This is a genomic window from Aquabacterium soli, assembly GCF_003933735.1.
Lineage (GTDB): Bacteria > Pseudomonadota > Gammaproteobacteria > Burkholderiales > Burkholderiaceae_C > Aquabacterium > Aquabacterium soli.
On the sequence record NZ_RSED01000004.1, the window covers coordinates 253,937 to 266,385 of the forward strand.

Annotated in this window: 12 protein-coding genes; 5 read left to right on the forward strand and 7 right to left on the reverse strand. The window is 67.1% G+C overall.

Annotated features, from left to right (window positions below; all coding sequences use genetic code 11):
• Nucleotides 1–14: 14 nt before the first annotated feature.
• The 4 genes from EIP75_RS06765 to EIP75_RS06780 form a co-directional block, all read right to left on the reverse strand.
• A complete protein-coding gene (locus tag EIP75_RS06765) occupies nt 15–551 on the reverse strand; it encodes a chemotaxis protein CheW (protein WP_125242471.1) in 537 nt (178 codons plus the stop codon).
• Nucleotides 552–581: 30 nt separating this feature from the next.
• Entirely contained in the window at nt 582–947 is a 366-nt protein-coding gene (locus EIP75_RS06770) for a response regulator (protein WP_125242472.1), read from the reverse strand.
• Between the two features lie 28 nt (nt 948–975).
• Nucleotides 976–1,392 carry a response regulator gene (locus EIP75_RS06775; protein ID WP_125242574.1) on the reverse strand — a complete coding sequence of 139 codons (417 nt, stop codon included), beginning with the start codon at nt 1,390–1,392 and terminating at the stop codon, nt 976–978.
• Nucleotides 1,393–1,510: 118 nt separating this feature from the next.
• Complete coding sequence (locus EIP75_RS06780; protein WP_125242575.1) at nt 1,511–1,663, reverse strand: rubredoxin; 153 nt, start codon at nt 1,661–1,663, stop codon at nt 1,511–1,513.
• 189 nt (nt 1,664–1,852) lie between these two features.
• Here EIP75_RS06780 and thiD point away from each other — a divergent pair, with 189 nt between their 5' ends.
• The 3 genes from thiD to mpl are packed head-to-tail and all read left to right on the forward strand — an operon-like array spanning nt 1,853 to nt 5,534.
• A complete protein-coding gene (gene thiD / locus EIP75_RS06785; RefSeq protein WP_125242473.1) occupies nt 1,853–2,803 on the forward strand; it encodes a bifunctional hydroxymethylpyrimidine kinase/phosphomethylpyrimidine kinase in 951 nt (316 codons plus the stop codon).
• The gene (hemL, locus tag EIP75_RS06790; RefSeq protein ID WP_125242474.1) at nt 2,793–4,103 is read left to right on the forward strand and encodes a glutamate-1-semialdehyde 2,1-aminomutase; all 1,311 of its coding nucleotides are present in this window, start codon (nt 2,793–2,795) and stop codon (nt 4,101–4,103) included. Before thiD ends, hemL begins: the two co-directional genes overlap by 11 nt.
• 54 nt (nt 4,104–4,157) lie before the next feature.
• The gene (mpl, locus tag EIP75_RS06795) at nt 4,158–5,534 is read left to right on the forward strand and encodes a UDP-N-acetylmuramate:L-alanyl-gamma-D-glutamyl-meso-diaminopimelate ligase (RefSeq protein WP_125242475.1); all 1,377 of its coding nucleotides are present in this window, start codon (nt 4,158–4,160) and stop codon (nt 5,532–5,534) included.
• On the opposite strand, the gene ugpQ is transcribed toward mpl, so the two are convergent.
• Nucleotides 5,535–6,323, reverse strand: coding sequence for a glycerophosphodiester phosphodiesterase (gene ugpQ / locus EIP75_RS06800; protein WP_125242476.1), 789 nt, complete (start codon nt 6,321–6,323; stop codon nt 5,535–5,537).
• Nucleotides 6,324–6,586: 263 nt separating this feature from the next.
• On the opposite strand from ugpQ, the gene EIP75_RS06805 reads away from it, so the two are divergent.
• Nucleotides 6,587–10,594 (forward strand): DUF3683 domain-containing protein, encoded by a 4,008-nt coding sequence (locus EIP75_RS06805; RefSeq protein ID WP_199758510.1) that lies wholly within the window; start codon nt 6,587–6,589, stop codon nt 10,592–10,594.
• A gap of 22 nt (nt 10,595–10,616) precedes the next feature.
• The gene (locus EIP75_RS06810) at nt 10,617–11,057 is read left to right on the forward strand and encodes an HIT family protein (protein ID WP_125242577.1); all 441 of its coding nucleotides are present in this window, start codon (nt 10,617–10,619) and stop codon (nt 11,055–11,057) included.
• Nucleotides 11,058–11,118: 61 nt separating this feature from the next.
• On the opposite strand, the gene EIP75_RS06815 is transcribed toward EIP75_RS06810, so the two are convergent.
• Complete coding sequence (locus tag EIP75_RS06815; protein WP_125242477.1) at nt 11,119–11,703, reverse strand: hypothetical protein; 585 nt, start codon at nt 11,701–11,703, stop codon at nt 11,119–11,121.
• A gap of 125 nt (nt 11,704–11,828) precedes the next feature.
• On the reverse strand, nt 11,829–12,413 hold the full coding sequence (locus EIP75_RS06820) for a hypothetical protein (RefSeq protein ID WP_125242478.1): 585 nt from the start codon (nt 12,411–12,413) through the stop codon (nt 11,829–11,831).
• Between the last annotated feature and the right edge of the window lie 36 nt (nt 12,414–12,449).

Sequence of the window (12,449 nt, forward strand, 5' to 3'; positions counted from 1 at the left end):
GGCCCAAAGGCCTGTCAGGCCGCCACCTTCAGGAAGGCCTCGTCCGAGGCCAGTGCGGCGAGATTGAGTTCGTACCAGGGACGTCCCTGGGCGTCGGCCAGTTCGGCCGTGATGAAGTGCGGGCGTGCGCCGGTGGTGGCCGGGGCTTCGCTCATGTCCTGGGGGCGCCGCAGGCCCAGCAGGCGGTCGATGAGCAGCGCCGAGTTCAGCTGCAGCGAGGCACTGAAGGCCACCAGCCGGCCGGCATCCTTGCTGGCCACATCGCGCAGCGTCGCCGCGCGCGCAGGCAGCCCGATGAAAGCGCCCAGGTCGATCACACCATGCAACTGGCCGCGCAGGTTGGCCACGCCCAGGAACCAGGCATGGCTGTGCGGCACGGCCTGCAGCCCCACCAGCGAGAAGATTTCGCCGGCCTGCTCCAGCGGCAGCAAAAAGCCGTGTCCACCGGATTCGACCGCCAGCCAGCTGCGGGTGGGCGCGCTCTCGCGCGCCAGCCGCAGGCGCTCCGCCAGGCGTTGCTGCAACTCTCTGAGTGCTTCCTTGTTGGCCATGTCGTCGATGCCCCTCCCGTGGCGCGGCGCTCAGCCGAAGGCTTTGATCTTGGACAGCAGTTCTTCAGGATTGACCGGCTTGACGACGTAGTCCTTGGCGCCCTGGCGCAGGCCCCACACGCGGTCGGTCTCCTGGTTCTTGCTGGAGCAGATGATGACGGGGATGTCGGCGTAGGCCGGATCGCGCGTGATGGCGCGCGTCAGCTGGAAACCGTTCTGGCCCGGCATCACCACGTCCATCAGGATCAGCTCGGGCCGCTCTTCCTGCAAGCGCTTGAGGGCGTCTTCGCCGTTCTCGGCGGTGCGCACCTGGTAGCCGCGCTTGGTCAGCAGCTCGGACAGCACGTGCAGTTCGGTCTTGGAATCGTCGACCAACAAAATCTTCTGAATCGGCATGTTCACATCCTTGGGGATTTCTGGGCGCTCAGGTGCCCGGCGATTCGCTCGGCGCACGGACAGCGTGCGAGGCGACCGCCTGCAGCAGCTGGTCCTTGGTGAAAGGCTTGGTCAGGTAATCCTGGGAGCCCACCATGCGGCCACGCGCCTTGTCGAACAGCCCGTCCTTGGACGACAGCATGATCACGGGCGTGGCGGCGAATTTGGGGTTTCGCTTGATGATGGCGCAGGTCTGGTAGCCATCGAGGCGCGGCATCAGGATGTCGCAGAAGATGATGTCGGGCAGGTGATCGTTCACCTTGGACAAGGCATCGAAGCCATCCTCGGCCAGCAATACCTCGTAGCCCCCCTGCTTCAGGAAAATCTCGGCGCTGCGCCGGATGGTGTTGCTGTCATCGATGACCAGCACCCTGGCGGGCACGCGATCCCCTGCGTCAGATCCCATATCGCTCACGAAATCCTCCAGCAAATCTCAGCCGGTGTCGCAACCGCACGACGTGCGGGCCTGATGGTGCTCATGGCGCAGGCGGCGGGCATGGCCGCACAGGCACCCGCGCGGCGCTTCAAATCTGCACCATCTCGAAATCATCCTTGCGGGCGCCGCACTCCGGGCAGACCCAGTTCATCGGGACGTCTTCCCAGGCCGTGCCCGGGGCGATGCCCTCTTCAGGCAGGCCTGCCGCCTCGTCGTAGATCCATCCACAAATCAGACACATCCAGGTACGGGAAGCTTTCACGTTTTCAGGGCCGGCATGAATACAATCGACCCATTGTAGCCACGCCAACCCTCACGAAACGCAGGGTTTCTGGGCACTTCTACCCTCGGGCTCCCTGGTGTAACGATTCAATACAACTCTTCCGCTCACCCAGGGCCTTCCATCACGGAAACACACCGGCAAGACTACATGACGTCAATCTCAGCAGCCCCTCAGGATCCCGGCCTTCCCGACGCCCAGGCCCAGGAACCGACCTCGCCGGCCTGCGTGCTCACGTTCAATGTGAACGATCCCAGCGGCGCTTCCGGCATCTCGGCCGACATCACCACCGTGGCCTCGATGGGCGCCCATGCCCTGCCCGTGATCACCGGCGTGCTGGTGCGCGACACCGCCGAGGTGTTGGACAGCTACGACATCGACGCGGACGCCGTGGTCGAACAGGCCCGCACCATCCTGGAAGACGCGCCCATTTCCGCCTGGAAGGTGGGCTTTCTGGGCAACGCCGAGAACGTCAGCGCCGTGGCCGAGATCCTGGCCGACTACTCCGAGGTGCCCCTGGTGGCCTACCTGGGCAATGTGTCTTGGATGGATGAAGAGCGCCAGGTGTCCTACCTGGATGCCTACAAGGAACTGATCCTGCCGTCGGCCACCGTGCTGGTGGGCAACCACCAGACGCTCACCGACCTGCTGCTGCCCGACTGGGAATCCGAGCGCGCACCCTCTGCCCGCGAGCTGGCCGTGGCGGCCAATGCGCTGGGCACGCAGTTCGTGCTGGTCACCGGCATCCAGTTGCCCGACCAGTTCATCGACAACGTGCTGGCCTCGCCCCAGGGCGCGCTGGCCGGCGAGCGCTTCGAGCGTTTCGAGACCACCTTCGTCGGCGCGGGCGACACCCTGTCGGCCGCCCTCACCGCCATCCTGGCCACCACCGAGGCGGTGGACCAGGCCGTGTCCGAAGCCTTGAGCTTCCTGGACCAATCGCTCGACGCGGGTTTCCGTCCTGGCATGGGCGGCGTCGTTCCCGACCGCTTCTTCTGGGCCCTGCCCCCTGACGAGCCCGGCGAAGACGATCCCGACGGTGGTGAAGGCCACGGCGCCGACGAGTCCACCACCCCGCCCAATCCCCGCCATGTCCACTGAGCACCGCGCCGCCACCAACCAAGCCCTGTTCGAACGCGCCCAGGCCGTCATCCCCGGCGGGGTGAACTCGCCGGTGCGCGCCTTCCGCGCCGTGGGCGGCACGCCGCGCTTCATCGCCCGGGCGCAGGGCGCGTACATGTGGGATGCCGAAGGGCAGCGCTACATCGACTACATCGGCTCGTGGGGGCCGATGATCCTGGGCCATGGGCACCCCGAGGTGCTGGGCGCCGTGCGCAAGGCGGTCGAGGAAGGCTTCTCCTACGGCGCACCCACCGAGCGCGAGATCGAACTGGCCGAAGAGATCCTGAAGCTGGTGCCCAGCGCCGAACAGGTGCGCCTGGTCAGCTCGGGCACCGAAGCGGCCATGAGCGCCATCCGCCTGGCGCGCGGCGCCACGGGCCGCGCCAAGCTGGTCAAGTTCGAGGGCTGTTACCACGGCCATGCCGATGCCCTGCTGGTCAAGGCCGGGTCGGGCCTGGCCACCTTCGGCCACCCCACCAGCGCCGGCGTGCCCCCCGAGGTGGTGCAGCACACGCTGGTGCTCGAGTACAACAACGTGGCACAGCTGGAAGAGGCCTTCGCCGAACAAGGCGACGAGATCGCCTGCGTGATGATCGAGCCCATCGCCGGCAACATGAACTTCGTGCGGGCCAGCATTCCCTTCATGACGCGCCTGCGCGAGCTGTGCACCCACCACGGCGCCCTGCTGGTGCTCGACGAGGTGATGACGGGGTTCCGCGTGGCCCTGGGCGGCGCGCAAAGCCTGTACGCCCGCCAGATCCCTGGCTTCAAGCCTGATCTGTCGGTGTTCGGCAAGGTGATCGGTGGCGGCATGCCGCTGGCGGCCTTCGCCGGCCCCCGAGCCATCATGTCGCAGTTGGCCCCGCTGGGGCCGGTCTATCAGGCCGGCACGCTCTCGGGCAACCCGGTGGCCACGGCCTGCGGCCTGGCCACGCTCAAGCTGATCCAGCGCCCCGGCTTCTTCGAGGCCCTGAGCCAGCGCACGCGCGAGCTGTCGGAAGGCCTGACGGGCGCCGCACGCCAGGCGGGCGTGCCCATGGCGGGCGATTGCGAAGGCGGCATGTTCGGGTTCTTCTTCGGGCCCGAGCTGCCGCAGAACTACCCTGCCGTGCTGGCCACCGACAAGGACCGCTTCAACCGCTTCTTCCACCAGATGCTGGACGCCGGGGTGTACCTGGCACCGGCCTTGTATGAAGCAGGCTTCGTCAGCGCCGCGCACACGGCCGAGGACATCGCTGCCACGGTGGGCGCTGCGCGCCGGGCCCTGGCCGCTGGCTGAGATCACCCGAACAGGCAGGTGGCCGAGGCATGCGGGCGGCTTAGAATCCGCCCCATGCACATTCACATCCTCGGCATCTGCGGGACGTTCATGGGCGGCGTCGCCGCCCTGGCGCGCGAAGCAGGCCACAAGGTCACGGGTTGCGATGCGGGTGTCTACCCGCCCATGAGCGACCAGTTGCGGGCCCTGGGCATCGACCTGATCGAAGGTTATGGCCCTGAACAGATCGAGCTCAAACCCGACCTGTTCGTGGTGGGCAATGTGGTCTCGCGCGGCAACCCCCTGATGGAAGCCATCCTCGACGCGGGCCTGCCCTACACCAGCGGCCCGCAGTGGCTCAGCGAGAACGTGCTGCGCGGCCGACATGTGCTGGCCGTGGCCGGCACGCACGGCAAGACCACCACCACCTCCATGCTGGCCTGGATTCTTGAGGATGCGGGCCACCAGCCTGGCTTCCTGGTCGGCGGCGTGCCCGAGAACTTCGGCGTGTCGGCCCGGTTGGGCCGCGTCGATGCTGAAAGCCGCCCGGCCACCGGCCACCCCTTCGTGATCGAGGCGGATGAATACGACACCGCCTTCTTCGACAAGCGCAGCAAGTTCGTGCACTACCGGCCGCGCACCGCCGTGCTGAACAACCTCGAGTTCGACCACGCCGACATCTTCCCCGACCTGGCCGCCATCGAGACGCAGTTCCACCACCTGGTGCGCACCGTGCCGCGCGGCGGCCGCCTGGTCGTCAATGCGCGCGAAGAAAATCTGCAGCGCGTGCTCGAGCGCGGCTGCTGGAGCGACGTGGCGCGCTTCGGCGTGCGCGGCGACACGCCCGGCTTCCGTGCCCGCGGCGAGCCGCATGCCTTCGATGTGATGAAGGCCGGCGTGCTGATCGGCCGCGTGGAATGGCCCCTGCTGGGCGAGCACAACCAGATGAATGCGCTGGCCGCCATCGCCGCGGCCGAAGACGCCGGCGTGGCACCGCAGGCTGCCTGCGAGGCCCTGTGCCGCTTCGCCAACGTCAAGCGCCGGCTGGAGCTGCGCGGCGAGGTGCGCGGCATCACCGTTTACGACGACTTCGCGCACCACCCCACGGCCATCCGCACCACGCTCGACGGCCTGCGCCGCAAGGTGGGGCCCGATCAGCGCATCCTGGCCGTGTTCGAACCCCGCTCCAACACCATGAAGCTGGGCACCATGAAAGCCCTGCTGCCGTGGTCACTGGAAGAAGCCGATCTGGCCTTCTGCCACAGCGGCGGCCTGGGCTGGGACGCACACGAAGCCCTGCTGCCCATGGGCGACAAGGCCTTCGTGGCCGACACGATCGACGCGCTGGTGAACAAGGTGGTCAAGGCCGCCCAGCCCGGTGATCAGATCCTGTGCATGAGCAACGGCGGTTTCGGCGGCATCCACGACAAGCTGCTCAAGGCGCTGGGCTGATCACGCCGCCGGCACGGACCGCGGATCGAACAGGTCCACCCGGTCCGTGATCAGGCCGTCCAGTCCGTCCGCCCACAGGGCCTGCGCCCGCTCCGGCTCGTTGACCGTGTAGGTCAGCATGCGCAGCCCTGCGTCGTGGCCTTCGGCGATGCGGGCCGCGTTCAGGCCGGCGTGCTGCACCACCAGGGCGACACAACCCAGCCCCTGCGCCAGCGCGACCGCGTTGGGCAGCCAGCGCTCCAGCAGCAGGGCCCGGGGCAATGATGGCTCTGTCTCACCGGCTGCCGCCAGGGCCAATGGCTGGAAAGAGCTCAGCAGCGGCTTGACCGCCTCGCCGGCCCACAGCTTCGCCACCCGCCGTGCCACCACCTCGCCCGTGAGGCGCTCCGTGCCCGGGGTGGGCTTGATCTCCAGGTTCACCAGGTGCCCGCCAGCCCGCAGCCAGGCGGCCAACCTGTCCAGGTGCAGCAAGGGCTCGCCGACAAAGGGGGCGCTGTGCCACAGGCCCGCGTCCAGGCGCGACAGCTCATCCCAGCGCAAGGCCCCTGCCAGCCCGCGCCCGCTGGTCGTGCGCTCCAGCTCGGCATCGTGCAGCAGAAAGGCCTCGCCATCGGCGCTGAGCTTCACATCGCACTCGAACATCCGGAATCCGTAGGATGCCCCCCGCTCAAACGCCGCCAGCGTGTTCTCGGGCGCCAGCTTGCCCGCCCCGCGGTGGGCGATCCAGCGCGGGTAGGGCCAGGGCCCCTGAGGGGTGATTTCAGAGAGCGGATCCCTTGTCGTCTGCATCAACGGCCTCATCTGCTGAACATGTTAGGACGCACTAGCTTAGCAAAGCCCCCTCCCCCCGGCAGCCAAGCGTTGCAGGCACGCGCCTGTGCCCCCGCCTCGGGGGCTGGCGAGGCCCCAATTCCGGTCAGGGCATGCCCTGCTGCGGTACCATCTCACCTCAGCCGCGAAAAACCACATTCCCCATCGCGTCCGGACGCAAACACTGTCTCCGGACGCTTGATCTTTTCAGTTTTCAGGCCCATTTCGCGACTGGCGCCCTCATGAACGCACCCACCGAGCTGACCCACATGACCGCCCAGGCCACCGACGGCCACGGCGACGGCCAACCCCGCCTGCGCGAGATCCCGTACAACTACACCTCGTTCTCAGACCGGGAAATCGTCCAGCGCCTGCTGGGCCAGCGCGCCTGGGAACTGCTCAGCCTGCTGCGCACCGAGCGCCAGACCGGCCGTTCCGCCCGCATGCTCTACGAGGTGCTGGGCGACATCTGGGTGGTGCAGCGCAATCCCTACCTGCAGGACGACCTGCTGGACAACCCCAAGCGCCGCGGCCAGTTGATCGACGCCCTGCACCACCGCCTGGGCGAGGTCGACAAGCGCCGCAACCCCTCGGTCGATGCCACCGCCGATGCCTCGCGCGACGCCCTGGTCGGCGAACTGCTGACCGCCGCCCGTGCCTGCGTGGACCGCTTCGCCAAGGCCTTCGAGCAGATGGGCACCCTGCGCGAACGCACCACCAAGGTGCTGGGCAAGGTCACCGCCAAGGACAACATCAAGTTCGACGGCCTGAGCCGTGTCTCGCACGTGACCGACGCCACCGACTGGCGCGTCGAGTACCCCTTCGTCGTGCTCACGCCCGACACCGAAGAAGAAATGGCCGCCCTGGTCAAGGGCTGCGTGGATCTGGACCTGACCATCATCCCCCGTGGGGGCGGCACCGGCTACACCGGCGGCGCCGTGCCGCTCACTTGGCGCAGCGCGGTGATCAACACCGAAAAGCTCGAGCAGATGACCGAGGTCGAGATGGTCACGCTGCCCGGCATGGACCACCCCGTGGCCACCGTGTGGACAGGTGCCGGCGTGGTCACGCAGCGCGTGGCCGATGCGGCCGAGCGCGCGGGCTTCGTCTTCGCGGTCGACCCCACCTCGGCCGAAGCCAGCTGCGTGGGCGGCAACGTCGCCATGAACGCCGGCGGCAAGAAGGCCGTGCTGTGGGGCACCGCCCTGGACAACCTGGCCAGCTGGCGCATGGTCACGCCCGATGCGCAGTGGCTGGAAGTCGTCCGGCTGAACCACAACATGGGCAAGATCCATGATGTGGACGTGGCCAGCTTCGAGCTGCGCTACTTCCAGCCCGACGGCAAGACGCCCATCCGCACCGAGCGCCTGGAGATCCCCGGCCGCATCTTCCGCAAGGAAGGCCTGGGCAAGGACGTCACCGACAAGTTCCTCGCCGGCCTGCCCGGCATCCAGAAGGAAGGCTGCGACGGCCTGATCACCAGCTGCCGCTGGGTGGTGCACCGCATGCCCAAGCACACCCGCACCGTGTGCCTGGAGTTCTTCGGCAACCCGAAGGACTGCGTGCCCTCGATCGTCGAGATCAAGGACTTCATGTTCAACGAGATGAAGCAGCCTGGCGGCGCCATCCTCGCGGGGCTTGAACACCTTGATGACCGCTACCTGCGCGCGGTGGGCTATGCCACCAAGAGCAAGCGCAACGTGGGCGGCAACGGCCTTCCCAAGATGGTGCTGATCGGCGACATCGTCGGCGACGACGAAGACCGCGTGGCCCGCGCCACCAGCGAGGTCATCCGCCTGGCCAACGGCCGCTCGGGCGAAGGCTTCGTGGCCGTGAGCGCCGACGCCCGCAAGAAGTTCTGGGCCGACCGCAAGCGCACCGCCGCCATCGCCAAGCACACCAACGCCTTCAAGGTGAACGAAGACGTGGTGATCCCGCTGCCGCGCATGGGCGAGTACACCCTGGGCATCGAGCGCATCAACATCGAACTGAGCCTGCGCAACAAGCTGGCCCTGGTCGACGCGCTGGAGGCCTTCTTCAAGACCGGCAACCTGCCCCTGGGCAAGGTCGAGGATTCCTCCGAGCTGCCCAGCCCCGAACAACTGGGCGAGAAGGTCAAGGCCGCGCTGGCCCACCTGGCCCAGGTGCGCGAGCGCTGGCAGTTCCTGCACGACCGCATCGACGTGCCCCTGAGCGTGGCGGGCGATCACCTGGTGGCCCTGGGCTACGAGCAGCACCGCGACGGCACCTACCCGGTGCAGGATGGCGACACCGTCTTCAACCTGCTGCAGACGTGGAGCATCCGGGTCAGCTGGAAGAAGGAGATCCGCGACGAACTCGCCAAGGTCTTCAACGGCGCGGCGCTGGCCCCCATCGTCGACGAGCTCAAGCGCATCCACAAACAGGTGCTGCGTGGCCGCGTGTGGGTGGCCCTGCACATGCACGCCGGCGACGGCAACGTGCACACCAACATCCCGGTCAACAGCGACAACTACGAGATGCTGCAGACGGCCCACGAGGCCGTGGCGCGCATCATGAAGCTGGCGCGCGACCTGGACGGCGTGATCTCGGGCGAGCACGGCATCGGCATCACCAAGCTGGAGTTCCTGACCGACGACGAGATGCAGGCCTTCACGGACTACAAGCTGCGCGTCGACCCGCAGGGCCGCTTCAACAAGGGCAAGCTGCTGCGCGGCTCGCACCTCAAGGCCTTGGGCGATGACGTGCATGCCGCCGACCTGACGGAGGCCTACACGCCCTCGTTCGGTCTGATGGGGCACGAGTCGCTGATCATGCAGCAGAGCGACATCGGCGACATCGCCGCCAGCTTCAAGGACTGCTTGCGCTGCGGCAAGTGCAAGCCCGTGTGCGCCACCCACGTGCCGCGCGCCAACCTGCTGTACAGCCCGCGCAACAAGATCCTGGCCACCTCGCTGCTGATCGAGGCCTTCCTGTACGAAGAGCAGACGCGCCGTGGTGTGTCCATCAAGCATTGGTCGGAGTTCGAGGACGTGGCCGACCACTGCACGGTCTGCCACAAGTGCCTGACGCCCTGCCCCGTGAACATCGACTTCGGCGACGTGTCGATGAACATGCGCAACCTGCTCAACAAGCTGGGCAAGAAGTCGTTCAGGCCCGCGGCCAAGGCCGGCATGCTGATGCTCAACACCAACAACCCGCAGACGATCAAGATCGTCCGCTCGGCGCTGGTGGACGTGGCCATGCCGCTGCAGCGCCTGGGCAATGAGGTGCTCAAGCTGGCCGCGCGCAAGCAGACCAACGCGCCCCCCGCCTCGGTCGGCACCGCGCCGATCAAGGAACAGATCGTCCACTTCATCAACAAGAAGATGCCGGGCGGTCTGCCCAAGAAGACCGCCCGCGCCCTGCTGGACATCGAGGACAAGGACTACGTCCCCATCATCCGCGACCCCAAGCAGACCACGGCCGACACCGAGGCGGTGTTCTATTTCCCTGGTTGCGGCTCGGAGCGCCTGTTCAGCCAGGTGGGCCTGGCCACGCAGGCCATGCTGTGGCATGCGGGCGTGCAGACCGTGCTGCCGCCGGGCTACCTGTGCTGCGGCTACCCGCAGCGCGGCGCCGGCCAGTTCGACACGGCCGAGAAGATGATCACCGACAACCGGGTGCTGTTCCACCGCGTGGCCAACACGCTGAACTACCTGGACATCAAGACCGTGGTCGTGTCCTGCGGCACCTGCTATGACCAGCTGCAGGGCTACCAGTTCGACAAGATCTTCCCGGGCTGCCGCATCATCGACATCCATGAGTACCTGCTGGAAAAGGGCATCACGCTGCAAGGCAAGGAAGCCTTCCTGTACCACGACCCCTGCCACAGCCCCATGAAGCTGCAGGACCCGATGAAGACGGTGAAGGCGCTGGTGGGCGAGAACGTGCTCAAGTCGGACCGCTGCTGCGGCGAGGCCGGCACGCTGGCCGTCAGCCGCCCCGATGTGTCCACCCAGGTGCGCTTCCGCAAGGAAGAAGAGATTCGCAAGGGCGAGGCCGAGCTGCGCGGCCAGGGCCTTCTCGGCGCCAAGGACAACGTCAAGATCCTGACCTCGTGCCCGGCCTGCCTGCAGGGCCTGAGCCGCTATGGCGAGGACACCCAGAACGGCCTGCTCGAGGCCGACTACATCGTCGTGGAGATGGCGCGCCAGATACTGGGCGAGAACTGGATGCCCGATTACGTCAAGCGCGCCAACGAAGGCGGCATCGAACGCGTGCTGGTGTGAGGCGCCCGGTACCGTGACCATCATGGGACAGCTGGACACCACGCGCCGGGCCGGTTGCGAGCTGTGCGAACAGCCGGGCGGCGTGCTCGTGGCACGCACGGCCGATCTGCGCGTGGTGCGCGTGAACGACGCGCTGCACCCGGGCTTCTACCGCGTGATCTGGAACGACCACGTGGCCGAGTTCAGCGATCTGTCCCAGCCAGAGCGCGTGCGCTGCATGGACGCCATCGCCCTGGTCGAATCACTGATGCGCATGCACCTGCAACCGCTGAAGATGAACGTGGCCAGCCTGGGCAACATGGTGCCGCACCTGCACTGGCACCTGATCGCCCGCTACCGCGACGACCCGCACTTCCCTCAGCCGATCTGGGGCACGCAGCAGCGTGAGGCCCCCACCGACCTGCCTTTCGATCCGGCCAAGCTGCCGGAGCTGGATGGGCAGATCAAGCTCAGCCTGGCCTGAAAAAAACAAAAGCCTCCTGACGGAGGCTTTTTTGATGAGCGGCAGGCAGAACCCGCCCTGATCACTTGCGCACGTGGTCCAACACCGTGGGCGTCACGTAACCCAGCGCCACGGCCCGGGCCTCGTACTGCGAGGCCAGCACCGGCTGGTCCTGGGTGCGGAAGTGCAGTGCCAGCTCGTAAGCGGCTTTTTCGTGCCCCAGCGTGGCGGCGTATTGCAGCCAGCCCACATAGCGGCTGCCAGCCTTGTCGCCACCAGACTGCTTGTAGGCATGGGCCAGGCGCACAGCAGCGGCCGGGTCGCCCAGAGCAGCCTTGCGCAGATCATCCTTGACCGGCGTGGGCAGCAGATCAGCCTGGAAGGCGCCGCGGTACAGGCGCACATCGCTGCGGCTCAGCACCTGTGCCGTGCCGGAAGCGCGCTCGTAAAGGGCGCGAGCAGCGTCTGCCCAGTCACCGTTCGGGTAGCGCCGCAGGTAGTCCCCGGCCGCCTGGACGATGTCTGCAGGCCACAGAGCTTCCTGCATCGACTGCCGCAGGCTGGTCTCGGTCGTTGCGGGTTCTGCCACGGCGGTGGCGGCATGCGCCACGCCGGCCACACAGGCCAGGCCGAGCACACAGGAAGCAACAACATTCTTGATCATCATGGCAATCCCCCAAAAGGGCCGTCGATGAAAGAAGTGTTGCAGATCCCCTCGTAAATGGGGGTAACCGCCGCGGTACTAGTACCGTTTTGCCGCCATCTGCAGGTTGACAGATGGGTTTTCCGTGACTATTTACGGACGTGGTCGAGCGCAAGCGGGGGGTTGTAGCCCAGGCTGACGGCGCGTGCCTCGTATTGGGAGGCCAGCGCGGGCTGCCCTTCCTTGCGGAAATACAGTGCCAGCTCGTAGGAGGCCGGTGCACTGCCCAGCACGGAGGCGAACTGCATCCAGCCCACGTAGCGGTTCTGATCCTGCGTGAGCCCGCCTTCACCCTTCTGGTACCTGTAGGCCAGGCGCAGGGCTGCGGCCTGGCTGCCGAGTGCGGCTTCGCGGATCTCATCGTTGATGGACGCCGCTTCACCAGTGCCCTGGAAAGCGCTGCGGTAAAGGTGCACATCGCCGCGGCTGAGCACGCGCACCGAATCCGTGGCACGCCTTTGCCAGTTGCGCGCCACATCCGCCCAGGGGCCGCGGGGATACTGCTGCAAGTATTGGCCGGTCAGTTGCACGAGATCGGCCGGCCACAAGGCCTGCAGGGCCGCCACACGCGCCTCGGTCTCGCTGCCATCGACCGTCCGAGCTTGCTGGGCCTGCGCGTGGCCCACGCACAGGGCCACGCCCAGCACCACCGAGGCAAAGACGTTCTTGGACACGCGCGATCTCCGTCTGCAACAACACATGGGGGATCT

What these genes read in the sequence shown, in the direction of transcription:
- EIP75_RS06765 (WP_125242471.1), bottom strand. Translation starts at nt 551, where the DNA reads ATGGCCAACAAGGAAGCACTCAGAGAGTTGCAGCAACGCCTGGCGGAG.
- EIP75_RS06770 (WP_125242472.1), bottom strand. Translation starts at nt 947, where the DNA reads ATGCCGATTCAGAAGATTTTGTTGGTCGACGATTCCAAGACCGAACTG.
- EIP75_RS06775 (WP_125242574.1), bottom strand. Translation starts at nt 1,392, where the DNA reads ATGGGATCTGACGCAGGGGATCGCGTGCCCGCCAGGGTGCTGGTCATC.
- EIP75_RS06780 (WP_125242575.1), bottom strand. Translation starts at nt 1,663, where the DNA reads ATGTGTCTGATTTGTGGATGGATCTACGACGAGGCGGCAGGCCTGCCT.
- thiD (WP_125242473.1), top strand. Translation starts at nt 1,853, where the DNA reads ATGACGTCAATCTCAGCAGCCCCTCAGGATCCCGGCCTTCCCGACGCC.
- hemL (WP_125242474.1), top strand. Translation starts at nt 2,793, where the DNA reads ATGTCCACTGAGCACCGCGCCGCCACCAACCAAGCCCTGTTCGAACGC.
- mpl (WP_125242475.1), top strand. Translation starts at nt 4,158, where the DNA reads ATGCACATTCACATCCTCGGCATCTGCGGGACGTTCATGGGCGGCGTC.
- ugpQ (WP_125242476.1), bottom strand. Translation starts at nt 6,323, where the DNA reads ATGCAGACGACAAGGGATCCGCTCTCTGAAATCACCCCTCAGGGGCCC.
- EIP75_RS06805 (WP_199758510.1), top strand. Translation starts at nt 6,587, where the DNA reads ATGAACGCACCCACCGAGCTGACCCACATGACCGCCCAGGCCACCGAC.
- EIP75_RS06810 (WP_125242577.1), top strand. Translation starts at nt 10,617, where the DNA reads ATGGGACAGCTGGACACCACGCGCCGGGCCGGTTGCGAGCTGTGCGAA.
- EIP75_RS06815 (WP_125242477.1), bottom strand. Translation starts at nt 11,703, where the DNA reads ATGATGATCAAGAATGTTGTTGCTTCCTGTGTGCTCGGCCTGGCCTGT.